Source organism: Sanguibacter gelidistatuariae (genome assembly GCF_900096585.1).
In the GTDB taxonomy this organism is placed as follows: Bacteria; Actinomycetota; Actinomycetes; order Actinomycetales; family Cellulomonadaceae; genus Sanguibacter; species Sanguibacter gelidistatuariae.
Genome location: NZ_FMYH01000003.1, coordinates 445,986 through 471,741 on the forward strand (window position 1 = coordinate 445,986; position 25,756 = coordinate 471,741).

General features: G+C 70.4%; 24 protein-coding genes. 22 read left to right on the top strand and 2 right to left on the bottom strand.

What is annotated here, in order from left to right; all coding sequences use genetic code 11:
- Window position 1 precedes the first annotated feature (1 nt).
- From BLQ50_RS09735 to BLQ50_RS09805, 15 genes are all read left to right on the top strand, one after another.
- Window positions 2-1,351, top strand: coding sequence for an FtsW/RodA/SpoVE family cell cycle protein (locus tag BLQ50_RS09735; RefSeq protein ID WP_425424089.1), 1,350 nt, complete (start codon window positions 2-4; stop codon window positions 1,349-1,351).
- Window positions 1,351-2,517, top strand: coding sequence for an undecaprenyldiphospho-muramoylpentapeptide beta-N-acetylglucosaminyltransferase (gene murG / locus BLQ50_RS09740; protein ID WP_093183190.1), 1,167 nt, complete (start codon window positions 1,351-1,353; stop codon window positions 2,515-2,517). Before BLQ50_RS09735 ends, murG begins: the two co-directional genes overlap by 1 nt.
- Entirely contained in the window at window positions 2,514-4,064 is a 1,551-nt protein-coding gene (locus tag BLQ50_RS09745; RefSeq protein ID WP_093183191.1) for a UDP-N-acetylmuramate--L-alanine ligase, read from the top strand. The genes murG and BLQ50_RS09745 overlap by 4 nt, the downstream gene beginning before the upstream one ends.
- On the top strand, window positions 4,061-5,152 hold the full coding sequence (locus BLQ50_RS09750) for a cell division protein FtsQ/DivIB (protein WP_093183193.1): 1,092 nt from the start codon (window positions 4,061-4,063) through the stop codon (window positions 5,150-5,152). Before BLQ50_RS09745 ends, BLQ50_RS09750 begins: the two co-directional genes overlap by 4 nt.
- Window positions 5,153-5,397: 245 nt before the next feature.
- Entirely contained in the window at window positions 5,398-6,762 is a 1,365-nt protein-coding gene (ftsZ, locus tag BLQ50_RS09755) for a cell division protein FtsZ (protein ID WP_093183194.1), read from the top strand.
- 21 nt (window positions 6,763-6,783) lie between these two features.
- The gene (gene pgeF, locus BLQ50_RS09760) at window positions 6,784-7,533 is read left to right on the top strand and encodes a peptidoglycan editing factor PgeF (protein WP_093183196.1); all 750 of its coding nucleotides are present in this window, start codon (window positions 6,784-6,786) and stop codon (window positions 7,531-7,533) included.
- Window positions 7,534-7,666: 133 nt separating this feature from the next.
- A complete protein-coding gene (locus BLQ50_RS09765) occupies window positions 7,667-8,158 on the top strand; it encodes a cell division protein SepF (protein ID WP_093183356.1) in 492 nt (163 codons plus the stop codon).
- A gap of 3 nt (window positions 8,159-8,161) precedes the next feature.
- On the top strand, window positions 8,162-8,449 hold the full coding sequence (locus tag BLQ50_RS09770; RefSeq protein WP_093183197.1) for a YggT family protein: 288 nt from the start codon (window positions 8,162-8,164) through the stop codon (window positions 8,447-8,449).
- A 179-nt stretch (window positions 8,450-8,628) separates the two neighbouring features.
- Window positions 8,629-9,285, top strand: coding sequence for a DivIVA domain-containing protein (locus BLQ50_RS09775; RefSeq protein ID WP_175559096.1), 657 nt, complete (start codon window positions 8,629-8,631; stop codon window positions 9,283-9,285).
- A gap of 154 nt (window positions 9,286-9,439) precedes the next feature.
- On the top strand, window positions 9,440-9,901 hold the full coding sequence (locus tag BLQ50_RS09780; RefSeq protein WP_093183200.1) for a TraR/DksA family transcriptional regulator: 462 nt from the start codon (window positions 9,440-9,442) through the stop codon (window positions 9,899-9,901).
- Window positions 9,902-9,982: 81 nt separating this feature from the next.
- A complete protein-coding gene (gene lspA / locus BLQ50_RS09785) occupies window positions 9,983-10,633 on the top strand; it encodes a signal peptidase II (RefSeq protein ID WP_093183201.1) in 651 nt (216 codons plus the stop codon).
- Window positions 10,633-11,571 (top strand): RluA family pseudouridine synthase, encoded by a 939-nt coding sequence (locus BLQ50_RS09790; protein WP_093183203.1) that lies wholly within the window; start codon window positions 10,633-10,635, stop codon window positions 11,569-11,571. Before lspA ends, BLQ50_RS09790 begins: the two co-directional genes overlap by 1 nt.
- A 111-nt stretch (window positions 11,572-11,682) precedes the next feature.
- A complete protein-coding gene (gene dnaE / locus BLQ50_RS09795) occupies window positions 11,683-15,231 on the top strand; it encodes a DNA polymerase III subunit alpha (protein ID WP_093183204.1) in 3,549 nt (1,182 codons plus the stop codon).
- Window positions 15,231-15,695, top strand: a complete 465-nt coding sequence (locus tag BLQ50_RS09800) for an NUDIX hydrolase (RefSeq protein WP_093183206.1) — start codon at window positions 15,231-15,233, stop codon at window positions 15,693-15,695. Before dnaE ends, BLQ50_RS09800 begins: the two co-directional genes overlap by 1 nt.
- A 68-nt stretch (window positions 15,696-15,763) precedes the next feature.
- Window positions 15,764-16,201 carry a pyridoxamine 5'-phosphate oxidase family protein gene (locus tag BLQ50_RS09805; protein WP_245701045.1) on the top strand — a complete coding sequence of 146 codons (438 nt, stop codon included), beginning with the start codon at window positions 15,764-15,766 and terminating at the stop codon, window positions 16,199-16,201.
- 33 nt (window positions 16,202-16,234) lie between these two features.
- Here the strand turns inward: BLQ50_RS09805 and BLQ50_RS09810 are convergent, their stop codons facing one another.
- The gene (locus tag BLQ50_RS09810; protein WP_093183207.1) at window positions 16,235-16,453 is read right to left on the bottom strand and encodes an RNA-binding S4 domain-containing protein; all 219 of its coding nucleotides are present in this window, start codon (window positions 16,451-16,453) and stop codon (window positions 16,235-16,237) included.
- A 213-nt stretch (window positions 16,454-16,666) separates the two neighbouring features.
- Here BLQ50_RS09810 and hisD point away from each other — a divergent pair, with 213 nt between their 5' ends.
- The gene (gene hisD / locus BLQ50_RS09815) at window positions 16,667-17,989 is read left to right on the top strand and encodes a histidinol dehydrogenase (RefSeq protein ID WP_093183209.1); all 1,323 of its coding nucleotides are present in this window, start codon (window positions 16,667-16,669) and stop codon (window positions 17,987-17,989) included.
- Window positions 17,990-18,031: 42 nt separating this feature from the next.
- Here hisD and BLQ50_RS09820 read toward each other — a convergent pair whose 3' ends face one another.
- Window positions 18,032-20,152: a RecQ family ATP-dependent DNA helicase gene (locus tag BLQ50_RS09820; protein ID WP_245701079.1), complete on the bottom strand. Its 2,121-nt coding sequence runs from the start codon at window positions 20,150-20,152 to the stop codon at window positions 18,032-18,034.
- A gap of 990 nt (window positions 20,153-21,142) precedes the next feature.
- Between BLQ50_RS09820 and BLQ50_RS09825 the strand changes: the two genes are divergently transcribed.
- The 6 genes from BLQ50_RS09825 to BLQ50_RS09850 all read left to right on the top strand — a co-directional run bounded on the left by BLQ50_RS09825 (window position 21,143) and on the right by BLQ50_RS09850 (window position 25,745).
- Window positions 21,143-22,285, top strand: coding sequence for a histidinol-phosphate transaminase (locus BLQ50_RS09825; protein ID WP_093183360.1), 1,143 nt, complete (start codon window positions 21,143-21,145; stop codon window positions 22,283-22,285).
- Window positions 22,282-22,896, top strand: a complete 615-nt coding sequence (gene hisB / locus BLQ50_RS09830) for an imidazoleglycerol-phosphate dehydratase HisB (RefSeq protein ID WP_093183212.1) — start codon at window positions 22,282-22,284, stop codon at window positions 22,894-22,896. Before BLQ50_RS09825 ends, hisB begins: the two co-directional genes overlap by 4 nt.
- Window positions 22,893-23,540: a hypothetical protein gene (locus BLQ50_RS09835; protein ID WP_093183213.1), complete on the top strand. Its 648-nt coding sequence runs from the start codon at window positions 22,893-22,895 to the stop codon at window positions 23,538-23,540. Before hisB ends, BLQ50_RS09835 begins: the two co-directional genes overlap by 4 nt.
- Window position 23,541: 1 nt before the next feature.
- The gene (gene hisH / locus BLQ50_RS09840) at window positions 23,542-24,180 is read left to right on the top strand and encodes an imidazole glycerol phosphate synthase subunit HisH (protein ID WP_093183215.1); all 639 of its coding nucleotides are present in this window, start codon (window positions 23,542-23,544) and stop codon (window positions 24,178-24,180) included.
- A 102-nt stretch (window positions 24,181-24,282) separates the two neighbouring features.
- Window positions 24,283-25,014, top strand: coding sequence for a bifunctional 1-(5-phosphoribosyl)-5-((5-phosphoribosylamino)methylideneamino)imidazole-4-carboxamide isomerase/phosphoribosylanthranilate isomerase PriA (gene priA, locus BLQ50_RS09845; protein ID WP_093183362.1), 732 nt, complete (start codon window positions 24,283-24,285; stop codon window positions 25,012-25,014).
- Window positions 25,011-25,745, top strand: a complete 735-nt coding sequence (locus BLQ50_RS09850) for an SseB family protein (RefSeq protein ID WP_245701047.1) — start codon at window positions 25,011-25,013, stop codon at window positions 25,743-25,745. The genes priA and BLQ50_RS09850 overlap by 4 nt, the downstream gene beginning before the upstream one ends.
- The last annotated feature ends 11 nt before the right edge of the window (window positions 25,746-25,756 follow it).

Below are 25,756 nucleotides of genomic sequence, written 5' to 3' on the forward strand. Positions count from 1 at the left end.
CGTGACACGGCCGCCCCGTCCCGCGAGCTCGGCGGTGCCGGCTGCATCGTCAGCCGCGCGACCCGACCGGAAGGCCCAGCCCGACCGGAAGGCCCAGCCCGCCCGCCCGACCCTGCGCGGAGCCTGGCTCGGCCAGTGGAACAGCGCCGTGACCAGCTATTACGTCCTGCTCGGGGCGACCGTGCTGCTTCTGGTGCTCGGGCTCGTCATGGTGCTCTCGAGCTCCTCGATCGACTCCCTGGCCGACGGCAAGTCCGCCTACTCGGTGTTCCTCAACCAGGCGAAGTTTGCGCTCATGGGCCTGCCGTTCATGATCGTCGCGATGCACCTGCGCCCCGCCGTCTACAAGCGGATCGCCTGGCCGGCGCTGATCTTCGCGATCTGCCTGCAGTTGCTGATCTTCACCCCGATGGCACGCGGGGAGAAGGGCAACACAAGCTGGGTCTACCTCGGTGGGGGCATCACGATCCAGCCGTCGGAACTAGCCAAGGTCGCCCTTGCGGTGTGGCTGGGTGTCGTGCTTGCCCGCAAGCTCCCGCTCCTGCACGACTGGAAGCACGCGCTCGTCCCGGCCGTCGTGCCCGGTTCCCTTGCGGTCATCACGCTCGTGCTGGCGGGCAAGGACCTCGGGACCGCCCTGATCCTCATCATGCTCGTGGCGGGTGCGCTCTTCGTCGCCGGGGTCCCGCTGCGCGTCTTCGGGGTCTTGGCGGCCGGAACCGGCGTCGTGGTGGCGCTGCTGGCCTCGACCGCGAACCGGAAGGGACGCATCCTCGAGCTGTTCTCGAGCGCGGACCCGGCCGGGGCCGGCTACCAGGTCAAGCGAGGGCTCGAGGGCCTGGGCACGGGCGGGCTGACCGGCGTCGGGCTGGGCGCGGGCAGCGAGAAGTGGTCCTACCTGCCCGAGGCGCACAACGACTTCATCTTCTCGGTGATCGGCGAAGAGCTCGGGCTGCTCGGCACGCTCCTGGTACTCGGGCTGTTCGCGCTCCTGGGGGTCGGCATGGTGCGCGTCATCCGGCGCCACCCCGACCCCATGGTGAAGATCACTACCGGCGCGCTGGCCTGCTGGATCATCGGCCAGGCGCTCATCAACATCGGGGTGGTCATCGGAGTGATTCCCGTGATCGGTGTCCCGCTGCCCCTCATCTCCGCGGGTGGGTCGGCGCTCGTCGCGACGATGCTCGCCCTGGGGATCCTCATCTCTTTCGCGCGGGACGAGCCCGGGGCCAGGGAAGCCCTGGCCGCCCGCCCGAGCGTGGTGCGCAAGTCGATCGCTGTGGTCGGCTCGGCCACGTGGCGGCGGCGCGCGCACACGCACGGACCGTCCGGCAACAACGAACATGGGTGATGGAACACGTGATTGAGTCAGTACTTCTTGCCGGAGGCGGCACCGCGGGGCACGTGAACCCGCTGCTCGCCGTCGCGGACGAGATCATGGCGACCTCGCCGGGGGCCTCGGTCACCGTGCTGGGCACCCGCGAGGGCCTCGAGGCCGACCTCGTGCCCGCCCGGGGGTACCCGCTGGCGATCGTGCCCCGGGTCCCGATGCCGCGCCGACCCACCCTGGACTGGCTGCGGCTGCCCGGCCGCCTGCGGGCGGCCGTCCGCGCCGCGGGCGCCGCGATCGACGAGAGCGGAGCGCAGGTCGTCGTCGGCTTCGGCGGGTACGTCTCGACCCCGGCGTATCTGGCTGCCCGACGCCGCGGCGTGCCCGTGGTCATCCACGAGCAGAACACCCGGGCCGGGCTGGCCAACCGTCTCGGTGCCCGCTGGGCCCGGTCGGTCGCCGTGACGTTCCCCGCGACCGAGCTGCGCGGCGCTCAGGTCACCGGCCTGCCGCTGCGCCGCGAGATCGCCTCCCTGGTGGCCGAGCGAGCCCGCTCTGCGGCGGGCTCGAGGGCGCAGGCAGCCCAGGCCCTCGGGCTGGACGCCGATCGACCCGTCGTGCTCGTGACCGGTGGGTCCCTCGGCGCCCAACGGCTCAACGAGACGTTTGCTGCCCTCGCGCCCGAGCTCGTGGCCGCGGGCGTCCAGGTGCTGCACCTGACCGGCAAGGGCAAGGACACGCCGGTGCGTGCCGTCGTCGCTGCCCTGCCCGCCGAGCACCAGGTCGACTACCAGGTGCGGGAGTACCTGTCCGAGATGCACCTCGGCTACGCGGTCGCCGACCTCGTCGTGTGCCGCGCGGGCGCGGGTACGGTGTGCGAGCTGGCCGCCCTCGGGCTCCCGGCCGTCTACGTGCCGCTGCCGGTCGGCAACGGTGAGCAGCGCCTCAACGCCGCCCCGGTCACCGGCGCCGGGGGAGGCATCCTGGTGTCCGACGCCGACTTCACCCCCGCCTGGGCGCGGTCGACCGTGCTCCCGCTGCTTGCCGATGCAGCTGCACTCCAGGCGATGGGCTCGGCCGCGCGCGGAGCCGGGGTCACCGACGCCGCGGCGAAGGTCGTGGCTCTCATCAACGACGCAGCAGACGCGGCAGGCACGGCCGCGGCAGACGAGGCGGGGACCCGATGAGCCCGGCGCAGCTCGCCCCCCAGACGCTCGCCGAGCTTGGGACCGTGCACCTCGTCGGGGTGGGCGGGGCCGGGATGTCCGTGGTCGCCCAGCTGCTCGCGGCTCGCGGCCTGCGCGTGCAGGGCTCCGACGCCCGACGCAGCGCGGTCACCGACGCCCTGGACGCGGCGGGCATCCGGGTGTGGATCGGGCACGACGGCGCGCACGTCGCCGGCGCGGACACCGTGGTGCTCTCGAGCGCTGTGCGACCGGAGAACCCCGAGCTCGTGGCGGCCCAGGCCGCCGGGCTGCGGGTGCTGCACCGGTCCCAGGCGCTCGCGCTGCTCATGGTCGGTGCTAGGTCGGTCGCGGTCGCCGGCGCGCACGGCAAGACCACCACGTCGGCGATGATCGCGGTGACGCTGCGCGCCTGCGGAGTCGACCCGTCCTTCGCGATCGGCGGATCGGTGCTCACCGACGACGGCGCGCTGCCAGGCGGGTACTCGGGGACCGGTGACGTGCTGGTGGCCGAGGCCGACGAGTCCGACGGCTCCTTCCTCAACTACCGACCGACCATCGCGGTCGTCACCAACGTCGAGCCGGACCACCTCGACCACTACGGGTCTCGGGAGGCCTTCGAGCAGGCTTTCGTGACCTTCGCCGGTCAGATCGTCCCCGGCGGACACCTCGTGGCCTGCGCCGACGACTCTGGCTCGGCCGAGCTCGTGCGCACCCACACCGCCGGGGGCGGAGCGGCCCTCACATACGGGACGTCGGCACCGGCTGGATCCGGGGGTGGATCTGGGGCCGCGCCACAGGTCGGGTCGCCGACCTCCGCGGTGATCAGCGGATACCGGATACGCACGGACCCGGCGACCGGACCGGCGGCATGCACCTTCACGATCACCCTGGCCGCGGGCACGGCCGCCTCCCGGGACGGCGAGGTCCTCGACGTCGAGCTGGCCGTCTCCGGTGAGCACAACGCGCTCAACGCGACCGCCGCGGTGCTCACGGCGATCCTGCTCGGGATCGAGCCGTCGGTGGCCGCGCGCGCAGTAGGAGCCTTCCGTGGCACGGGTCGTCGTTTCGAGAGCCGCGGGGAGGTCGGGGGCGTGCGAGTCGTCGACGACTACGCTCACCACCCGACCGAGGTCGCAGCCATGCTCCGGGCCGCCCGTGGAGTTGTCGGGGCTGGGCGGATCCTTGTGGTCTTTCAGCCCCACCTGTACTCCCGGACAGCCATCTTCGCCCAGGCATTCGCCGACGCCCTCGAGCTGGCAGACCTCGCCGTGGTGTGCGACGTCTACGCCGCGCGCGAGGACCACGATCCTGCAGTCGGACCGCACGTCGTCGTCGACCTGATGGCCACGCCCGGACGCGGCGAGGTGGTCGCGGACAAGCTCGAGGCGGCCCAGACCCTAGCCCGGCGCGCCCGGCCCGGTGACCTCCTGATCACTGTCGGAGCCGGGGACGTCACAGAGCTGGGAGCGGTGATCCTCGGAGAGCTGGCCGCCCGGGTCGCAGCGGGTGACCTCCCGGAGGAGACCGCGGGCGGAGTGGGCGCATGAAGCAGCCTGCCGCCCCGCGTCCTCGCGCCCCCAGGGAGGAGGCGGGCGAACCGGCACCTCACCGGCCCGCGCCCCCGGCCCGGACTGCTCGGCCACGCCAGGGTGCCCCCGACGGGCCCCCGCCCAGTGCGCCGACCAAGCGACCCGAGGCCGCTCCGCGCACGGGAAAATCACCGCGCACCGGGGCGCCTGCGCGTACAGGGACCACCCCGCGCGCCGCGGGAGCACCGGGAACCGGACCGACGCCGCGCACCGGCGAGGGGCGCACGGTCGGCCAGGCCGTCGTCGTCGGACGCCCCACGACCGCGACGTCGGCGATCGCGCGGACGGCTCCGCCCAAGGTCGCGGTTCTCTCGACCGGCATGTCGGAGCGCCACGCCGAGCAGAAGGCCATGCGCCGTCACCGGGTCACCCGGCTGGTGATCGCCTGGGGAGCCACCGCGGTCGTGGTCGCCGCCGTGACCTGGGCGCTCTTCGCCTCCGACATGCTCTCCTTCGACGCCGACCACCTCGTCGTCAAGGGGACCGGCACCACGGTCGACATGAACGCGGTGGTCGCGGTCGTCGCCAAGCTGGAGGGCACCTCGCTCGCCCTCGTCGACATCTCCGACCTGCGTGAGGAGATCCTCCAGGTCCCCAACATCCGCGACGTCTCGATCCAGCGGCAGTGGCCTTCGGGCCTCGCGGTCGACGTCGTGGCCAGGGAACCGGTCGCCGCGATACCGGTCGAGGGCGGCATGGCACTCATGGACCAGGACGCGGTCGTGGTGGACACGGTCCCCGAGGCCCCCGCCGAGCTGCCGGTCATCAACATCCCCCTGACCGGGGACGACGAGCGCACCCTCGACGCGGCGCTGGCCGTCCTGAAGTCGCTCCCGGACGAGCTCCGGGCGGAGGTCGCCTCGATCGCGGCGGCCTCGCAGGACGCGGTCACGCTGACCCTGCGCGACGGCGTCGTCATCGAATGGGGCAGCTCGCACGACTCGGCGCTCAAGGCGCAGGTCCTGGCGACACTGCGGTTGGCCGAGGTGAGCAAGGGAGCGGCCGTGTTCGACGTGTCCGCGCCGACCTTCCCGATCACGCGATGACTGTCCGCCGGATGCGATCCCGAGATTCGGTGCGATGCCCGTGCCGAGCGCGCGATTCAGGTGGATCAGAGGGGAGATGCGCCCCCGATGGAAGACACGGTAAGAAGGAATATGGCCGACACGCGGAGCAGGTCGTTGATAGCAGCGCCAAGCCCGCCTAACGTCACGGATAGCACAACCTGACATAACTATAACCTTCTACTTGAGGGTGAGGGTTTAGGGTTCCCAGATCGAGAGGCACGGACGTGACAACTCCGCAAAACTACCTAGCAGTGATCAAGGTGGTCGGCATCGGCGGCGGTGGTGTGAACGCCGTCAACCGAATGATCGAGGTCGGCCTCAAGGGCGTCGAGTTCATCGCCATCAACACCGACGCCCAGGCGCTCCTGATGTCGGATGCCGACGTCAAGCTTGACGTCGGACGCGAGCTGACCCGCGGACTCGGAGCCGGAGCTGACCCCGAGGTCGGCAAGAAGGCAGCCGAGGACCACGAGGAGGAGATCGAGGACGTCCTGCGGGGCGCCGACATGGTCTTCGTCACCGCAGGCGAGGGTGGCGGCACCGGAACCGGCGGCGCACCCGTCGTGGCACGCATCGCCCGTTCGCTGGGAGCCTTGACCGTCGGCGTCGTGACCCGTCCGTTCACCTTCGAGGGGCGGCGACGCTCGACCCAGGCCGACGCCGGCATCGAGGCGCTGCGCAACGAGGTCGACACCCTGATCATCATCCCCAACGACCGGCTGCTGTCGATGTCGGACCGCAACGTCTCGGCGCTCGACGCCTTCCACTCCGCCGACCAGGTCCTGCTCTCCGGTGTCCAGGGCATCACGGACCTCATCACGACCCCGGGCCTGATCAACCTGGACTTCGCCGACGTGAAGTCCGTCATGCAGGGCGCGGGCAGCGCGCTCATGGGGATCGGCTCGGCTCGTGGGGAGGACCGCGCGGTCCAGGCGGCCGAGCTGGCGATCTCCTCGCCGTTGCTCGAGGCGAGCATCGACGGCGCGCACGGGGTCCTGCTGAGCATCCAGGGTGGGTCCGACCTCGGTCTCTTCGAGATCAACGAGGCCGCACGTCTGGTCCACGAGGCCGCCCACCCCGAGGCGAACATCATCTTCGGAACGGTCATCGACGACGCGCTCGGGGACGAGGTGCGGGTCACCGTCATCGCCGCCGGCTTTGACGGCGGATCGCCGCACCCGCGCAAGGACGCTCGCGGTCCGGGGCAGATCGCCGGAGCTCCGGCGGCCGCCCAGCCGGTCGCTGCCGCGCAGAACCCGGCAGCGCACAACGCCGTCCCGACGGCGACCGGTGTGCACGCCCTCGCCCGTCCGGTCGTGCCGCTCGACTCCGGCTTCGACCACGCAGACTCCGCACCGGTCAACCCGGCTGCCCAGTACGGCGGATACGCCCAGCAGGGCCAGCCTGCCGCACCCCAGCAGGCTCCCGCAGCCTGGGCCGGGGAGCAGCAGGGTGGCCAGGTGCCGGCCTTCCTGTCCACGGACCCGGACGCGGTCCTGCGCACCGGTCAGCTTGAGGTCCCGCGCATCTTCGACGAGGAGCCACGGCGCCGCGTCGACGAGCTCGACGTCCCGGACTTCCTCAAGTAGTTCGTGACCGTACGGTCTGACATGGGCGCACCTACGATCCCGGTGCTCGAGGTTGACCTCGGGCCCGGGATCCGTGCGTTCTTCACCACGCGCCACGGTGGACTCTCCGAGGGGCCGTGGGCCTCGCTCAACCTCGGCCTGGGAGTCGGCGACACCGAGGCCACGGTGCGCGCCAACCGCCGCCTGGTCGACGCCGTGGCCGGCGCCCCGGTGAACTTCGCCACCCAGGTCCACGGGCGCGACATCGCGGTTGCGAGTGCCTCCCTGGCATCCGCGCCGGCCCCGGAGGTGGATGCCTTGGTGACGAGCGAGGTCGGGGTCCCGCTCGGGGTGTACGTCGCGGACTGCGTGCCGGTCCTGCTGGCCGACCCGCGCGCAGGCGTGGTGGCGGTGGCGCACGCCGGGCGCCCCGGGGTCGAGATGGGTGTCGTGGGAGCCGCGGTCGAGGCGATGCTGGCCTGCGGCGGGCGTGCCCGGGACCTGCGGGCCGTCGTCGGCCCCGCAGTCTGCGGTGACTGCTACGAGGTGCCCGCCGATCTGGCGGCCCGGGTGGGGGAGCGGGTGCCCTCGGCGCTCTCCCAGACCAGCTGGGGGACGCCCGCACTCGACCTGCCCCGCGCCGTGACCACCCAGCTCGCGTTGGCCGGGGTCGCCCACGTCGAGCGGATCCATCGATGCACGCGCACTGATCCGGCGTTCTTCTCCCATCGCCGCTCGAGCGCGGACGCACTGCCCGCCGGGCGGTTCGCCGGCGTCGTCCTCCGGGCCTGAGCGCGGCGAATCTTCTTCTCCCGTTGGCGTGTCGCGCGGTAGGCCTCCCCGCGCTGGGCTAGCGTGAACCCAGCGTCGGCATCCGGGAGACCGGGACCAGCTGGACGTACCGAGGCAGAACGGAGAGATGGCGATGGCCGGAGCGCTACGCAAGACGATGCTGTACCTTGGCCTCGCAGATGATCGGGGCGAGGATGTCCAGGACGAGCTCGAGGAGTACGACGACTACGACGAGGTGGAGAGCGACGTGACGCCCGAATACGAGGCTCAGGTGACACCGATCAATCGTTCCGTCTCACGTCGGGAGGCGCCCGCGGCCCCCGCGCCCTCGACCGAGCTGCGCCGGATCACCACGGTCCACCCGCGCTCCTACAACGACGCACGCGTCATCGGTGAGGCGTTCCGCGCCGGAACCCCCGTCATCATCAACCTCTCCGACATGGACGACGCCGACGCCAAGCGCCTGGTCGACTTCTCCGCCGGGCTGATCTTCGGTCTGCGCGGCGCCATCGAGCGGGTCACCAACAAGGTCTTCCTCCTCTCGCCCGAGCACGTCGAGATCTCCGGTCAGGATCGTCCTGCTGAGAAGCCGGCCGGCCGCCCCGGTTTCTACAACCAGAGCTAAGACGTGATCTGGAGCCTCCTGGCACTTGTGTGCTTTCTCTACCTGCTGACGCTCTTCGGTCGGGTGATCTTTGACTGGGTGCAGGTCTTCTCCCGGGACTTCCGTCCCAAGGGGATCCTGCTCGTCCTGGCGGAGTTTTTCTATACCTTGACCGACCCGCCGGTAAAGTTCCTGCGAAGGTACATCCCGCCGCTGACCATCGGTCAGCTGCGCATCGACGTGGGATTCCTGATCCTCTTCGTCGGGGTGACGGTCCTCCTCCAGTTCTTCAACATCATGGCTGCACGATGAGTTACAGATGAGCGCCAGATGAGTACCAACAGGCCGGAGGCGAGCACTCAGCCCTGACCGAATGTCCCACCGATCCGTCCCACGGTGCATGCGCTGGCGTGATTGTCCGCTAGCGTGACCAGTGGCGGTCGGTGGATTGACCGAACAGACCAGCGCGAGTATTCGAGGTGAAAACGATGGTGGCACTGCTCACAGCAGATGACGTCCTGACCAAGAAGTTCCCGGCAACCAAGTTCCGGGAGGGGTACGACGTCGTAGAGGTTGATGACTTCTTGGACGAAGTTCTCAACACCCTTCGGGAGCTGTATGCCGAGAACGACGATCTCAAGGCCAAGCTTGAGGCGTCCGAGCGGCGTGTTGCGGAGCTGAGCCGTGCCAACGCCCAGCAGTCCGCACCCGACGCGGCGGCAGTCTCGATCGAGAAGGTCGTCGAGGAGCCCAAGCCGGAGCCCGTCGTCGCACCCGTGCCCGTCGCGGCACCGGTGGCAACGCTCGCCCCGCGCGAGCCGGAGATGGCCACGGGCATCATCCAGATGGCCCAGAAGCTTCACGACGACCACGTCCGGGCCGGCCAGGACGAGGGCGACCGCCTGATCTCCGAGGCCAAGTCCGAGGGATCGCGGATCGTCCGCGAGGCCGAAGAGACCTCGCAGCGGACCCTGACCCAGCTCGAGCAGGAGCGTTCGCTCCTGGAACGTAAGATCGACGAGCTGCGGATCTTCGAGCGCGACTACCGCACGCGCCTGAAGAGCTACCTGCAGAACCTGCTCGGCGACCTCGACAACCGCGCGAGCGCGCTGCCGTCCGGGGTCGACCAGGCCAAGCAGGGCATCTGACGCAGCATCGGCCGGTCACCCGGCCCTGAGCAGCACCCACAGCGTTGTCCGCAGCCGGTGCACGCGATTCCTCTCTCCGCTCAATGCGGCGTGGTGAATTGCGTGCACCGGCTGCGGCGATTAACCTCGGCTCACTTCTATGAAAGAGGCCGTGATGTCGATCCGTGACGCAATCAGCAACGCTCCTGCCAAGGAGCAGTTCCCGACCCTCGCCAAGGACGTCAAGACGTTTCCTGTCCGAGATGGCGAGACGCCGTGGTCTACCAAGGAGATCGAAACTCTGGCCGACGAGTTGATCGTCGAGAGCGTCAGGCTCCAGGCCGAGCTGGCCGTGGCCGACCAGGAGCTCTCCGAGCTGCTGCGCAACTCCGGGGACGGGGCAGGGGACGACCAGGCTGACTCGGGCTCGTCTGCGCTCGAGCGTGAGCAGGAGCTCACCCTCGTCAACAACACCCGTGACCTGCTCACCCAGAGCAGCCGCGCACTCTCGCGCATCAGCGCCGGGACCTACGGCACCTGCGAGTCCTGTGGACTGGCGATCGGCAAGGCACGCCTGCAGGCCTTCCCGCGGGCAACCCTGTGCGTCACCTGCAAGCAGCGCGAAGAGCGCCGTTGACCGTCCCGCCGGCTGTGTCCTTGACGTGCTGGGGTGGCCGAGGCTGCCCCAGCACCGCTGGACGTGGGACACTTGCGCGTGATGCCTGAGATCGAGAACACCCCCGTGACCGAAGACCCCGGACCCGCGCCGGTGCGCAGCCCCCTGAAGGTGCTCGCGTTCATCTTCGGGCTCGCCGCCCTCGTGCTGGCCGCCGACCAGCTCTCCAAGATGTGGGCGCAGTCCGCGCTCGTCGTCGGCCATGCGCCGAAGTCGTTGATCGGCGAGCTCATCCAGCTCCGCCTCATCTACAACTCCGGTGCCGCGCTGTCCATCGCGAGCGGCATGACCTGGGTGCTCACCCTGCTGTCGGCCGGTGTGGTCGTGTTCATCGTCCTGATGGCCCGCAAGATCGCCTCGACCGCCTGGGCCGTGGCACTGGGCCTCGTGCTCGGCGGAGCGCTCGGGAACCTCCTGGACCGCCTGTTCCGGGCCCCGGGATTCCCCAACGGACACGTCGTCGACTTCATCGACTACGGCCCGTTCATCGGGAACGTGGCCGACATCGCGATCGTCGGCGCCGCCGTCCTCATCGCGGTGCTCGCCTTCATCGGCATCGGTCCGGACGGCAAGCGCCAGAGCGACGCAGATGCCGGGAGCAAGACCACCACGGCCGAGGCCGCAGAACCCGAGGCCGCAGAACCCACGACCGCAGAACCCACGACCACGAACCCCGAATCGAGCGAGTCCTGATGCCCGCCGTGCGCACCCTCCCGGTCCCCGACGGGCTCGTCGGCGAGCGGGTCGACGCCGCCCTCTCGCGGATGCTTGGCCTGTCCCGCACCGTCGCCGCGCAGATCGCCGCGGACGGCGGAGTCCAGATCGACGGCCGCCCGGCCGGCAAGTCCGACCGTCTCCCGGCCGACGGCTGGCTCGAGGTCACGATGCCCGACGCCCCGACCCAGGTCGGCCCCGTGATCGTGGCAGAGCCCGTCCCCGGCATGAAGATCGTCTACGACGACGACGACGTCGTGGTCATCGACAAGCCGGTGGGCGTCGCCGCGCACCCCTCGGTCGGCTGGACCGGACCGACCGTCGTCGGCGCGCTCATCGCCGCCGGCTACACGATCGCGACCTCCGGTGCCGCCGAGCGTCAGGGGATCGTGCACCGCCTCGACGTGGGTACCTCGGGCCTCATGGTCGTGGCCAAGAGCGAGCACGCCTACTCCGTCCTCAAGCGCGCCTTCAAGGAACGCACGGTCGAGAAGGTCTACCACGCCCTCGTCCAGGGCCACCCCGAGCCGACCACCGGGACGATCGACGCGCCGATCGGCCGCCACCCCAACCACGACTACAAGTTTGCGGTCGTGGCCGAGGGCAAGCCATCGGTCACGCACTACGAGGTGCTGGAGATGCTCTCGGCGGCCTCCCTCGTCGAGGTCCACCTGGAGACCGGTCGCACCCACCAGATCCGGGTGCACTTCTCCGCGCTGCACCACCCCTGCGTAGGGGACATCACCTACGGGGCCGACCCCAAGCTCGCCGCGAAGGTCAAGCTCACCCGGCAGTGGCTGCACGCCAAGCGCCTCGGCTTCGCCCACCCGTCCACCGGGGAGTGGCTCGAGGTCTCCAGCGAGTACCCCCAGGACCTCGCCGACGCGCTCGAGATCGTCCGTTCCGCTTACCGCTAGGACCGGTGAGCCATCGGTGAGAGGCAGGTGAGATGCCGGTGAGACAAGACCCACGGCGGTGATCGCGGGCCCGGCGGCGAGTCGGCCCGCCAGCCGATCTAGACTCGTGGCATGTCGTCTGCTTCGACCTCGGCCTCCGAGGACTTCGTCCACCTCCACGTCCACACCGAGTACTCCATGCTCGACGGCGCGGCCCGGCTGGGGGACCTCTTCGCCGAGACCAGCCGGCTCGGCCAGAAGGCCATCGCGACGACCGACCACGGGTACCTCTTCGGGGCCTACGACTTCTGGAAGCAGGGCACCGCCGCCGGCGTGAAGCCGATCATCGGGGTCGAGGCGTACGTCACCCCGGGCACGTCCCGCAAGGACAACACCCGGGTGCGCTGGGGAGACGCGAGCCAGGCCTCCGACGACGTCTCCGCGCGCGGCGCCTACACGCACCTGACGATGTGGGCCAAGGACAACGAGGGCCTGCACAACCTCTTCCGGATGAGCTCCCTCGCCTCCCTCGAGGGCCAGATGGGCAAGTGGCCCCGGATGGACCGCGAGCTGCTCGAGACCTACGGCAAGGGCATGATCGCCTCGACCGGCTGCCCCTCCGGCGAGGTGCAGACCCGGCTGCGGCTGGGCCACTACGACGAGGCCGTCAAGGCCGCCGGCGAGCTCCAGGACGTGTTCGGCAAGGAGAACTTCTATGTCGAGCTCATGGACCACGGACTCGACATCGAGACCCGGGTGTTCAAGGACCTGCTCCGCCTCTCCCAGGACATCGGCGCCCCGCTCGTGGCGACGAACGACCTGCACTACGTCAAGCAGGAGGACAGCCACTCCCAGGAGGCGCTCCTGTGCATCAACTCCGGGTCGACCCTGACCGATCCGGACCGTTTCAAGTTCGACGGCGACGGGTACTACGTCAAGTCCGCAGCCGAGATGCGCCGGATCTGGAAAGAGCTGCCCCAGGCGTGCGACAACACCCTGCTCATCGCCGAGCAGTGCGAGGTGTCCTTCGACACCAAGGCCAACTACATGCCGAACTACCCCTGCCCGCCGGGGGAGGACGAGACCTCCTGGTTCATCAAGGAGGTTGAGGCCGGGCTGCGGTACCGGTACCCGGGCGGTATCCCTGACGAGGTTCGCCAGCGCGCGGACTACGAGACCAAGGTCATCATCCAGATGGGCTTCCCGGGGTACTTCCTCGTCGTCGCCGACTTCATCAACTGGTCGAAGAACAACGGCATCCGGGTCGGCCCTGGCCGTGGCTCGGGCGCCGGGTCGATGGCCGCCTACGTCATGAAGATCACCGACCTCGACCCGCTCCAGCACGGCCTGATCTTCGAGCGCTTCCTCAACCCGGACCGTGTGTCCATGCCCGACTTCGATATCGACTTCGATGAGCGCCGCCGCGGTGAGGTCATCCGCTACGTGTCGGACAAGTACGGCGAGGACCGCGTCGCCCAGATCGTTACCTACGGGACCATCAAGGCCAAGCAGGCGCTCAAGGACTCGAGCCGGCTGCTCGGCATGCCGTACGCGATGGGTGAGAAGCTCACCAAGGCGATGCCGCCGGCGATCATGGGCAAGGACATCTCCCTCACCGGGATCTTCGACCCTGCCGACAAGCGGTACAACGAGGCCGAGGAGTTCCGCCAGATCCACGCAGCGGACCCGGACGCCCAGCGCGTCGTCGAGCTCGCCAAGGGCATCGAGGGGCTGAAGCGCCAGTGGGGCGTGCACGCCGCCGGCGTCATCATGTCGAGCGCCCCGCTGATCGACATCATCCCGATCATGCGCCGCCCCCAGGACGGCGCGGTCATCACGCAGTTCGACTATCCCAAGTGCGAAGAGCTCGGGCTGATCAAGATGGACTTCCTGGGGTTGCGCAACCTCACGATCCTCGACGATGCCCTCGAGAACATCGTCATGAACGGCAAGGGCCCGGTCGAGCTCGAGTCGCTCACCCTCGATGACCCGGACACCTACGCGCTCCTCGGGCGTGGGGACACCCTGGGTGTGTTCCAGCTCGACGGCGGCGGCATGCGCACCCTGCTCAAGCTCATGCGCCCCGACAACTTCGAGGACATCTCCGCCGTCGGCGCGCTGTACCGCCCGGGGCCGATGGGTGCGAACTCGCACACCAACTACGCGCTGCGCAAGAACGGCCTGCAGGAGGTCGTGCCGATCCACCCTGAGCTCGCCGAGCCGCTCGCGGGGACCCTGGGCATGACCCACGGCTTGATCGTGTACCAGGAGCAGGTCATGTCGATCGCGCAGACGGTCGCGGGGTTCTCTCTCGGCCAGGCCGACATCCTGCGCCGCGCGATGGGCAAGAAGAAGAAGTCCGAGCTGGACAAGCAGTTCGAGGGATTCTCGAGCGGCATGGTCGAGCGCGGCTTCTCGATGGCAGCGGTCAAGGCGCTGTGGGACGTCCTGCTGCCCTTCTCCGACTACGCCTTCAACAAGGCACACTCGGCGGCCTACGGCGTCGTCTCCTACTGGACGGCCTACCTCAAGGCGAACTACCCGACCGAGTACATGGCCGCGCTGCTCACGAGCGTGCGCGACGACAAGGACAAGTCCGCCCTCTACCTCAACGAGTGCCGGCGCATGGGCATCACGGTGCTGCCCCCGGACGTCAACTCCTCCTCGGCGAACTTCACCGCCGTCGGCAAGGACATCCGCTTCGGTCTGACAGCCATCCGCAACGTCGGAGCGAACGTCGTCGACGCGATCGTGGCCTCCCGCGAGGCCAAGGACGCCTACACCGGCTTCACCGACTTCCTCGACAAGGTCCCGGCCGTGGTGTGCAACAAGCGCACGATCGAGTCGCTCATCAAGGCCGGCGCCTTCGACTCCCTCGGTCACGCACGCCGCGCCCTCCAGGTGGTTCACGAGCAGGCCGTCGACTCGGTGATCGGCGTCAAGCGCAAGGAGGCTGAGGGGCAGTTCGACCTCTTCGCCGGCTTCGGCGACGACGAGGACGACGGCATGTCCTTCAGCGTCGACATCCCGGACCTGCCCGACTGGGACAAGAAGCAGCTGCTCGCCTTCGAGCGGGACATGCTGGGCCTCTACGTCTCCGACCACCCGCTCTCCGGCCTTGAGCACGTCCTCGCCCAGTCCGCGGAGGTCTCGATCGCGACCCTGCTGACCGACGAGGGCCGGGCAGACGGGTCGACCGTCGTCATCGCGGGCCTCATCACGTCCCTGCAGCGCAAGATGTCCAAGCAGGGCAACCCGTGGGCCGCGGTGACGATCGAGGACCTCGACGGAGGCGTCGAGGTGATGTTCTTCGGCGAGACGTACCTGGCGTACTCGACGATCCTCGCCGAGGACCAGATCGTGGTGCTCCGCGGGCGGGTGCGACGCCGCGACGAGACGATGCAGCTGCAGGCGATGGAGGTGTCCCTGCCGGACATCTCGACCGGGACCGACTCCCCGGTCGTGGTGACGCTCGCTGAGTCGCGCTGCACGCAGCACGTCGTGGAGCGGCTGCGGGAGATCCTGCGCACCCACCCGGGCAGCACCCCCGTGCACCTGAGCCTGACCAGCCCCGGGCGGACCAAGGTCATGCGGGTCGAGGACGCGTTGCGCGTGCAGCGCAACCCGTCGTTGTACGGGGACCTCAAGGCCCTGCTCGGCACGAGCTGCCTGCCCTCGTGATGAACCGTTTCCAGGTGATCCCGGCCGCCTACGTGATCTTCCGCCGCACCCACGACGGAGCCGAGCAGGTGCTCCTGCAGCTACGCCAGAACACCGGGTACATGGACGGGCACTGGGCCTGCGGGGCGGCGGGTCACGTCGAGCAGGGGGAGTCGATGTTCGCCGCGGCCGTGCGCGAGGCCCGCGAGGAGCTGGGGGTCCGCGTCGTGGGCCAGGACCTCCTGCCAGCCACGGTCATGCACCGCACGACGGCGGGAGGTGGCCCGATCGAGGAACGGGTCGACTTCTTCTTCCAGTGCCGCACGTGGTCGGGGGAGCCGGCGCTGCAGGAGGCGGACAAGGCCCTCTCGCTGCGCTGGTTCGACCTGACCGCGCTTCCGGACCCGGTCGTCCCGCACGAGCTGTACGTGCTCAAGCAGCTGGGCGCCGGGTCTCTCGACCCAGTGGTCGCCTTTGGCTTCTGACCGGCGGCTGCCCCTCGACACGGCTTGCCCGATCCGCTCTGACCGGCCCCTCGCATAGACTTGCCGGTGTGATCCACCAGCGACTGATCGACCAGCGAGCGATTCACCTCACGCCCGAGCAGCAGGTGTTCGTGACCGAACGCCACCTCGCCACCCTGACGACGCTGCGCGCCGACGGGTCCCCGCACGTCGTCCCGGTCGGTTTCACCTGGGACCCCGACGCCGGCGTCGTGCGGATCACGACGAACGACTCGTCGATCAAGCGCAAGAATGCCGAACGGCCTGCGACCGACGGCGCCCCGCCCCGCGCAGCCGTCTGCCAGGTCGACGGCGGACGGTGGATCACCCTGGAAGGCCCCGTCACCGTCTCCCGAGAGCCCGAGGAGATCGCCGAGGCGGTGCGCCGGTACGCCCGTCGCTACCGCGAGCCCGCGGAGAACCCCAGCCGCGTCGTCCTGGTCCTCACCCCGGACAAGGTCATGAGCTCGGGGTACATGTCCCGCTGAGCGGGTGGCCGGTGCCCGTGCAGTGCCGTCCGCTCAGGAGACCGTTGCGGACGTCGAGCCGGCGGGGGAGTCGACGACGATCACGTCGCCCTTGTGCAGCTGGCGTCCACGACGGGTGTCGACCTCGCCGTTGACCGAGACCTCGCCGTCGGAGATGAGCTCGCGTGCTTGCGCGCCGGACTCGGCGAGGTTCGCCAGCTTGAGGAACTGCCCCAGCCGGATGATGTCGTCAGAGATCTCTACGTGGTCCATGCACCTATTCTCTCGCGGATCCTGGGCGGACCTGTCCGCCACTCCCGTCCGCAGACCCGTCCACGCAGACCCGTCGCAGCATGTTCGCGACGTCCGCGCGAGAATCGCCTAGGGCGCCCGCAAACTCGCGCCTTGGGCGCTCGCAAACTCGCGCCTTGGGCGCTCGCAAACTCGCGCCTTGGGCGCTCGCAAACTCGCGCCTAGAATGGGTGAGTGATCAATCGACTGGACCTGCGTGGTCGCTCCCTGACAGCCCGTGAGCTCATCGAGGCGCTGCCTCGCGCCGAGGTACGCGTCGAAGACGCCGCCGAGCGCGTGGTGGGCATCATCGCGGCGGTTCGTGCCCATGGTGCGGCCGAGCTCCGCGACCTCGCCGAAAAGTTCGACGGCGTCCGCCCGGTCAACCTCCGGGTCCCCGCAGAGGCCTTCAAGAAGGCCCTGCTCACCCTGGACCCAGCTGTCCGCGAGGCGATCGAGGAGTCGATCACCCGGGTCCGCGCTGTGCACAAGGCCCAGCTGCCCCAGGACTTCGTCGTGGACCTCGCCCCGGGTGCCCAGGTGCGCCAGCGCTGGATCCCGGTCGGTCGGGTGGGCCTCTACGTCCCCGGTGGCCTCGCGGTCTACCCGTCCTCAGTCATCATGAACGTCGTCGCGGCGCAGGAGGCGGGCGTCCGCTCGCTCGCCGTCGCCTCGCCCCCGCAGAAGGAGAACGACGGCCTCCCGCACCCGACCATCCTCGCGGCCTGCGCGCTGCTCGGCGTCGACGAGGTCTACGCCGTGGGTGGCGCCCAGGCTATCGCGATGTTCGCCTACGGTGCACGCGGCAGCGAGCCGCAGGACGGCGACATTCTCTGCGAGCCGGTCAACGTCGTCACCGGCCCGGGCAACGTCTACGTCGCCGCGGCCAAGCGCCTCGTGCGCGGCGTCGTCGGGATCGACGCCGAGGCCGGCACGACCGAGATCGCAGTCCTGGCCGACGGCGGTGCGAACGCCGACCACGTCGCCGCTGACCTCATCAGCCAGGCCGAGCACGACCCGGCCGCCGCGTCCGTGCTCGTCACCGACTCGGTCGAGCTGGCCGGCGCGGTCGAGGCCCGCCTGGTCGACCGCACCGAGGTCACCCGGCACTCCGCCCGGGTGAGCCAGGCCCTCGCCGGGCCGCAGTCGGCCATCGTCCTGGTCGACTCGATCGCCCACGGCGTGGAGGTGGTCAACGCCTACGGCGCCGAGCACCTGGAGATCCAGACGGCCGACGCCGCCGACGTGGCGTTGAAGATCACGAACGCCGGGGCGATCTTCGTCGGCCCGTACTCCCCGGTGGCTCTGGGGGACTACATGGCCGGCTCCAACCACGTGCTGCCCACGGGCGGCTGCGCGCACTTCGCGAGCGGTCTTGGGGTGCACAGCTTCATCAAGGCCGTGCAGGTCATCGAGTACTCGGCCGATGCGCTCCAGGAGATCTCGACCAAGATCGTCGCCTTCGCCAACGCTGAAGACCTCCCCGCCCACGGCGAAGCCATCCAGGTCCGCTTCTGACCCCAACCCCCACCCCAGCGCGCAAGCGAAGGGGTGCGGGGGCTATTGGAGGGCAAGGGTTAGGGGGAGAACCTCGCGGGCTCCGGCCTCGAGCAGGAGCTGACCGGCGACGGTGAGGGTCCAGCCGGAGTCGGTGTAGTCGTCGACGAGCAGGATGGACCGTCCGGCGAGACCGCCGAGGGCCGCGTCGGAGAGCTCAAGGACGAGGCGGTTGGCCACCCCCGAGAGCCGCATGGCGGAGTTCATGTCGTGGCGGCCGGGGGCCTCGTGGTCGGGGCGTGGCCCGATGGTTCCCACGAAGGGCTTGCCCAGGTACGTCGCAAGCCCTCGGCCCAGATGCTGGGCGAGCATCGGCCGGGTTACCGAACGCACGACGACGACCCCGTCGACGGCCTTGCCCGCCGGCCACGCTTCAAGTACCTGGACCGCGGCCCGGCGCAGCGCGACGGGCGTCTCGCCGTCGGGCGTGGCGGGGGCGAAGAGCTCGCGCAGCGGCTGGGACCAGCCGAGGCCGTCGAGGCGGGCGATCGCGCGCCCGGGGGCGCACTGCTGCTCGGCCGCAATCTTGCCCTTGACGTCCATCCCGAGAGAGGCCATCCCCGATGGCCACATCTTGCGCGGCTCGATGACGACCCCGGGAGTGTCCATCGCCTCCCGCGCCTGGGCCACGTGCTCGGCGGTCGGCGCCGCGGGGACTGTCACGCCGCCGCAGTTGTCACACCGTCCGCACCGCATGCCGGGTTCGAGCTCGGGGTCGTCCAGTGTCCGGCGCAGGAAGGCCATCCGGCACTGGTCGGTCGTGACGTAGTCGACCATCGTGGCCTGCTCGGCGAGGCGGGCCTTCTCGACGCGCGCGTAGCGGTCGCTGTCGTAGGACCAGCCCTGCCCGGTCGCCTCCCAGCCACCCTTGACGCGCTTGACGGCGCCGTCGACGTCGAGGACCTTGAGCATCATCTCCAGGCGGGAGCGGGTGAGGTCGACCTGGGTCTCGAGCAGCTGGGCGGACTGCGTGCCGCCGCGGGACAGGGCGTCGAGGGTTGCGCGGACCTGGTCCTCCCGGGGGAAGGCGAGGGACCCGAAGTACTCCCAGATCCGCCGGTCCTCCTCGCCTGGTAGGAGCACCACGAGCGCGGAGTCGACGCCGCGCCCGGCGCGCCCGACCTGCTGGTAGTAGGCGATCGGGGAGCTGGGGGCGCCGACGTGGACGACGAAGCCGAGGTCTGGCTTGTCGAAGCCCATTCCGAGCGCGGACGTCGCGATGAGCGCCTTGACCCGGTTGGCCTTGAGATCCGCCTCGAGCGCCTCTCGCTCGGCCGGATCGGTGCGCCCGGTGTAGGCGGCCACCGGCACGCCGGCGTCCTTGAGCTGGGAGGCGATCTGCTCGGCGACCGAGACGGTCAGGCAATAGACGATCCCCGATCCCTGGGTGGACCGCAGCATCTCCAGGAGCCAGGCGACCCGGGTGGGCTGGTCCTTGAGCAGCAGCACGCTCAGGTGGAGCGACTCACGGTCCAGCCCGCCGCGCAGCACGAGGACCTTGGACCCGTGGGCGCCCGCCCCGGTGACCTCGAGCTGCTCGGCGACGTCCTGGGTCACGCGGGAGTTGGCGGTGGCCGTCGTGGCGAGGACGGGGATGCCCGCGGGGAGGTCGGCGAGCAGCGTGCGGATGCGCCGGTAGTCGGGTCGGAAGTCGTGACCCCAGTCCGAGACGCAGTGAGCTTCATCGATGACTACGAGGCCGGCGTCGGCCGCGAGTCGGGGCAGCACCTCGTCGCGGAACCCCGGGTTGTTCAGCCTCTCGGGGGAGCATAGAAGAACGTCGATCTCTCCTGAGGTGATCTTCGCATGGATCTCGTCCCACTCGGTGACGTTCGCGGAGTTGATCGTCGCGGCCCGGATGCCGGCCCGTTCGGCCGCCGCGATCTGGTCGCGCATAAGCGCCAGGAGCGGGGAGATGATGATCGTGGGACCGGCGCCGCGGGCCCGCAGCAGGGCGGTCGAGACGAAATAGACGGCCGACTTGCCCCACCCGGTCCGCTGCACGACGAGCGCCCGGCGGTGGTCGCGGACGAGGGCATCGATCGCGGTCCACTGGTCGTCGCGGAGCGTGACGTCGTCCCGCCCGACGAGGCGGCGCAGCGCGGCCTCGGCCTCGGGGCGCAGGTCCTCGTCGGCGTCGACGAGCCGGCGGGCCGGCGCGGGAGGCGCGGTCGGCGCCGCCTCGTCGCGGTTGGTCGCGCGGGAGGTGGGCGACGAGGGCCTGTACGACGCCGATCGCGACGGCGAGGCCTGCCCGCGAGAGTGTCCCTCGTCGGGTTCGTCGAAGACCGGCTCGTCGAAGTACGGGACGTCCTTGTACGGGTCGTCGTCGAAAGAGGTGGGCTGCGTCGGGGTCACGGGTGCCTTGTCTGCGAGATCTGCGTCAGTCGGGTGTGGCGTCGGGCTGCTGCTGTCGGCGACCGGTTCGACGGTCGCCTGTGCGGCCGCGGCATCGGCCGAGTTGCCGGCGAGGAGCGCCCCGCTGTCGTCATCGACCGCCGTCGAGGGGGCCGCGGCGACCGCAACGGCGATCTCGACTTCTTCCTCGTCGTCGTCCTCGTCCTCGTCCTCTGGGAAGGTCGCACCCGCGAGCGGTGCCTCTTCGGCGGCGCGCGCGAAGCCGGGCGTCTGCCAGGACGGGGCGGGACCGCTGCCGGCTCCGCCCGCTCCCGGGCCGCCGTCGGGCACGGGCGCGCTCACCAGGTTTCGGGCGTCGACCGAGGAAGTCCCCCAGGCGGGCTCGTCGCTGATGATCGGGGGGCGCCGCGGAGTCGTCGGCAGCTTTGACCAGTCGGGCTCGACCCCCCAGCGCTTGGGCCCCTTGGGCTTGAATCGCGCCGGAGCTGGGCTCTCTCCCGCGCCGGAGCCCGCAGGGTCCGAGCCGGCAGAGTCCGCACCAGCAGGGTCCGAGCCAGCCGCGCTAGAGCCGGCCGCGTCGTCGTCGGGCGTCACAAGGGTGGACTCGCCGGGGGAGGTCATGCCCCCAGCCTAAGGACCTCGGGCCCGCGCCCACGACTTGGCGGGCCGTGCCTGTGGACAAGACGGTTGCCGAAGGCCAGCGCCGATATGGACGCTCGCGAAATCGTTGGCGCAGTTCTCTAGACTGGGGAGGTGATCTCCGCAGCCACCCCTCAGCCCGTGAACCTGCCGATCCGCCCGGACCTCGCGGGCGAGTCGCCCTACGGTGCCCCCCAGCTCGACGTACCGCACCTGCTCAACGTCAACGAGAACCCCTACGGCCCCGGCCCAGAGGTCGTGGCTACGATCACCGAGCTCGTGACCGCCGCGGCAGCCGGCCTCAACCGGTATCCCGACCGCGACTTCCCCGCGCTGCGCCAGGACCTGGCCGACTACCTGGCTCGAGAGTCCGGTGTGCGCGTGGCCAAGGAGCAGATCTGGGCGGCCAACGGCTCCAACGAGGTCATGCTGCACATCATGCAGGCCTTCGGCGGACCGGGACGCACGGCCCTCTCCTTCGCCCCGACGTACTCGATGTACCCCGAGTACGCCCGGGACACCCACACGACGTGGGTCGCGGGACGGCGCGAGAGCGACTTCACGCTCGACGCCGAGGTCGCCATCGCGACGATCCGCGAGCACCAGCCCTCGGTCATCATCCTCACCAGCCCGAACAACCCGACCGGCACGGCGCTGACGACCGACGTGATCGTCGCGGTGTGCGAGGCGGCGCTCGAGCTGGACATCGACGGCGCCCCCGCCGTCGTCGTCGTGGACGAGGCCTACGGGGAGTTCCGCCGCGCGGGAGTGCCCTCGGCGATGGAGCTGCTCGCCCGCTTCCCGAACCTTGCCGTGAGCCGCACGATGTCCAAGGCCTTCGCCCTGGCGGGCGCGCGAGTGGGATACCTGGCGGCCTCGCAGGGCTTTGTCGACGCGCTGCGCGTTGTGCGCCTGCCCTACCACCTCTCCGCTGTGACGCAGGCGACTGCGCGAGGCGCGCTCGCGCACGCCACGACGCTGCTCGCGACGGTAGATTCGTTGCGCGCCGAGCGCGACGCGACCGTCGCGTGGCTGCGCGCGCAGACGTATCAGGGCTCCCCGCTGCAGGCGGCGGAGTCCGACTCGAACTTCGTGCTCTTCGGCACGTTCGACGACCGCCACGCCGTGTGGCAGGGTCTGCTGGACCGGGGCGTGCTCATCCGTGAGACGGGCCCCGAGGGTTGGTTGCGCGTATCGATCGGTACGCCGCAAGACATGGATGCGTTCAAGGACGCACTGGTGGAGGTGGCAGGGCTGTGAGCGCTGAGCAGGCAGGACGTCGCGGACGGATCGAGCGGACGACGAGCGAGTCGAGCGTCCTGGTCGAGATCAACCTCGACGGGACGGGCCGCACGGACATCTCCACGACCGTGCCGTTCTACGACCACATGCTCACCGCGCTGGGCAAGCACTCCCTCATCGACCTCACGGTCAAAGCGACCGGCGACACCCACATCGACGTCCACCACACGGTCGAGGACACCGCAATCGCCCTCGGCGAGGCGCTGCGCATCGCCCTCGGCGACAAGTCCGGCATCGGCCGCTTCGGTGACGCCCTCGTGCCGCTCGACGAGGCGCTCGCCCAGGCCGTCGTCGACGTCTCCGGGCGTCCCTACCTCGTGCACACGGGCGAGCCCGCCGGCCAGGAGTACCACCTCATCGGCGGTCACTTCACCGGCTCGCTGACCCGTCACGTCTTCGAGTCGATCGCGCACCACGCGGGCATCTGCATCCACATGCGCGTGCTCGCCGGCCGCGACCCGCACCACATCGTCGAGGCGCAGTTCAAGGCACTGGCCCGCGCGCTGCGCGCCGCCGTCGAGCCGGACCCCCGGGTCGAGGGCATCCCGTCCACCAAGGGAGCACTGTGACCACTTCAGACCTGCCCGACGACGCGCTGCCTGAAGGCTTCTCCGTGCCGGACGATCTCAGCTCGCTCTCCGATCTCAGTTCGCCGGCCGAACCGGCGGCCATCCCGACCGCGGCCGGTCCGGTCGCAGCCGATCCCGCGGCCGCGGCCGCGGTCGCAGCCGATCCCGCGACCGCGCCAGACGCGGCGGCGGCCGCCCCCGAGGCGCCCGCGCACAAGATCGCGATCATCCTCACCCAGGTGGCCACGGCCGAGGCGTTGGCCGCGGCATGCGCCGTGAACAAGATCGTCGTCGACGCGGTGACCTCACCGGTCGGCGCGTACGCGATCTGCCGTGACCTGTCCGAGGGTGCCCCGGCCGAGCTGGCCCGCGCCGTCTCGACTCTGGTCAAAACCGTCCCGCTGATCCTCTTCGAGGCGGCCGGCGGCCAGGTCAAGGCCAGCCAGTGGCAGGGCGGCAAGCGCCTCGGCGACATGCCCGCAGCCCTCGTGCTCGACGGCGCGCCGCACGAGTTCGAAGACCTGCTCTTCGGCACCACGACCGTGCACGACCTCCCGGGCGTCGTCTCGAGCGCGGGGATGTCCCGCTGGAAGGCCATGCGCAACCTGTCGGGCAAGGCCCGCAAGCAGCGCGGAGGGGAGTGACGTGACGAGCGTCGTCGTACTCGACTACGGGTTTGGCAACGTGCGTTCCGCCGTGCGTTCGCTCGAGCGCGTGGGGGCGACCGTCGAGCTCACGGCCGACCCCCGCGCGGCCGCAGAGGCCGACGGCCTGGTCGTCCCGGGAGTGGGGGCCTTCGCGGCCGTCATGAAGGGGCTGACCGCGGTCAACGGCGACCAGATCGTCGAGCGCCGCCTCGCCGGTGGTCGCCCGGTGCTCGGCATCTGCGTGGGCATGCAGGTCATGTTCGATGCGGGTGACGAGCACGGGGAACACACGGACGGCCTGGCTCAGTGGCCCGGCCTGGTGGATCGCCTCGAGGCGCCCATCGTCCCGCACATGGGCTGGGACACGGTCGAGGCTCCCGTCGGCTCGGTGCTCTTCGAGGGGATCGAGGACGAGCGGTTCTACTTCGTCCACTCCTACGCCGCGCGCAGCTTCCTCCTGGGCACCGATGAGCCGGCCTCGAGCCGCTTCAAGCCGCCGCTCGTGACCTGGTCCGAGCACGGCGGCCGCTTCGTGGCAGCCGTCGAGAACGGGCCGCTGTCGGCCACCCAGTTCCACCCGGAGAAGTCCGGCGACGCCGGTGCGCAGCTCCTGCGCAACTGGCTCACTACGTTGTGACGTGCTGCTCTGACCGGCTGCTCTGCCCCGCTCCTTGATCGTTGCTTTGCTCCGTACGTGCCCTACGCTCTCTACCGGTTCCCCGAGAGGATCCTCTTCGTCATGTCTGACCGCCTCGTTCTTCTTCCCGCCGTTGATGTCGCCGACGGGCAGGCCGTCCGCCTCGTCCAGGGCGAAGCCGGATCCGAGACCTCCTACGGTGACCCGTTGACCGCTGCCCTCGACTGGCAGTCCGGCGGCGCCGAGTGGGTGCACCTCGTCGACCTCGACGCCGCCTTCGGGCGCGGCTCCAACGCCGAGCTGCTTGCCGACGTCGTCAACCGGCTCGACGTCTTGGTTGAGCTCTCCGGCGGCATCCGCGACGACGCCTCCCTCGAGCGGGCCCTCGCGACCGGCTGCGCCCGCGTCAACCTGGGCACGGCCGCCCTGGAGAACCCGGACTGGACCGCGCGCGTGATCAGCGAGTACGGCGACAAGATCGCCGTCGGCCTGGACGTGCGCGGCACGACGCTCGCCGCGCGCGGCTGGACCGAGGACGGAGGAGACCTCTGGGAGGTCCTCGCCCGCCTCGAGGAGGCCGGTTGCTCGCGCTACGTCGTGACCGACGTGACCAAGGACGGGACGCTACGCGGACCGAACATCGACCTCCTGCGCGACGTCGTGGCACGCACCGACGCGCCCGTCGTCGCCTCGGGCGGCATCTCCAGCCTCGACGATCTCGCCGCGCTGCGCGAGCTCGTCTCGGCCGGGGTCGAGGGCGCGATCGTCGGGAAGGCGCTGTACGCGGGTGCGTTCACCCTGCCCCAGGCGCTGGACGTGGCCGGACGGCCGTGACCGAGGCGCACGAGGGCCGTGCCCTGCCGGGCGCGTCCCCCTTCGCGGGCGACGACGGGTCGGCCGACCCCGAGCTCGCGACCCTGCTCATGGGCTATGCGGCCGGGACCGCGACGCTGACTGACGTCGTCGTGCGGCTCGCGAAGGTCCGGGTCCTCATCCCGATCCTCGCCGAGCTCGACGTCGCCGAGCAGGGCGACCACGGATTCCAGGTCGACAAGCAGGCATCGGCGGGCGTCGTCGCCCTCGAGGCGCCGGACGGCCGCAAGGCCCTCCCGGTGTTCTCGAGCGTGGCGTCGATGAGCGCTTGGCGTCACGACGCGCGGCCCGTGCCCGCCGATGCCGTGCGTGCGGCGCTCTCGGCGGTCGCCGAGGACTGGGCGCTCCTCGTGCTGGACCCCGGCGGTCCCGTGAGCGTCCTCGTCCCGCGCCCCGCGGTCTGGGCGATCGCCCAGGGCAAGACGTGGCTGCCCGCGGTCGAGGGCGACGTCGTCGCCCCGGAGATCGCCCAGGCGATCGTCGACGCGGTGTCCCCGGTCGGTTCGGTCGCCCGGGTCTCGGCGGCCCCCGGGCGCACCGCCGAGGTCGCGGTGCGCCTGGGGATCGACTCGGGTCTGACCCGCGCCCGGCTCACCGAGGTCCTGGCGGAGGTCAACGCGGCGCTCGGGGCGAGCAAGCTCGTGAGCGAGCGCGTGGACTCCCTCGAGCTGCGGATCGGCCGCGCCGACTGACGGAGGCTCCT

Excerpts from the sequence above, each read along its gene's own strand:
- BLQ50_RS09765 (WP_093183356.1), top strand. The coding sequence starts at position 7,667 with ATGGCCGGAGCGCTACGCAAGACGATGCTGTACCTTGGCCTCGCAGAT.
- murG (WP_093183190.1), top strand. The coding sequence starts at position 1,351 with ATGGAACACGTGATTGAGTCAGTACTTCTTGCCGGAGGCGGCACCGCG.
- dnaE (WP_093183204.1), top strand. The coding sequence starts at position 11,683 with ATGTCGTCTGCTTCGACCTCGGCCTCCGAGGACTTCGTCCACCTCCAC.
- BLQ50_RS09810 (WP_093183207.1), bottom strand. The coding sequence starts at position 16,453 with ATGGACCACGTAGAGATCTCTGACGACATCATCCGGCTGGGGCAGTTC.
- BLQ50_RS09745 (WP_093183191.1), top strand. The coding sequence starts at position 2,514 with ATGAGCCCGGCGCAGCTCGCCCCCCAGACGCTCGCCGAGCTTGGGACC.
- pgeF (WP_093183196.1), top strand. The coding sequence starts at position 6,784 with ATGGGCGCACCTACGATCCCGGTGCTCGAGGTTGACCTCGGGCCCGGG.
- BLQ50_RS09800 (WP_093183206.1), top strand. The coding sequence starts at position 15,231 with ATGAACCGTTTCCAGGTGATCCCGGCCGCCTACGTGATCTTCCGCCGC.
- BLQ50_RS09780 (WP_093183200.1), top strand. The coding sequence starts at position 9,440 with ATGTCGATCCGTGACGCAATCAGCAACGCTCCTGCCAAGGAGCAGTTC.
- BLQ50_RS09750 (WP_093183193.1), top strand. The coding sequence starts at position 4,061 with ATGAAGCAGCCTGCCGCCCCGCGTCCTCGCGCCCCCAGGGAGGAGGCG.
- lspA (WP_093183201.1), top strand. The coding sequence starts at position 9,983 with ATGCCTGAGATCGAGAACACCCCCGTGACCGAAGACCCCGGACCCGCG.
- BLQ50_RS09790 (WP_093183203.1), top strand. The coding sequence starts at position 10,633 with ATGCCCGCCGTGCGCACCCTCCCGGTCCCCGACGGGCTCGTCGGCGAG.
- priA (WP_093183362.1), top strand. The coding sequence starts at position 24,283 with ATGTCTGACCGCCTCGTTCTTCTTCCCGCCGTTGATGTCGCCGACGGG.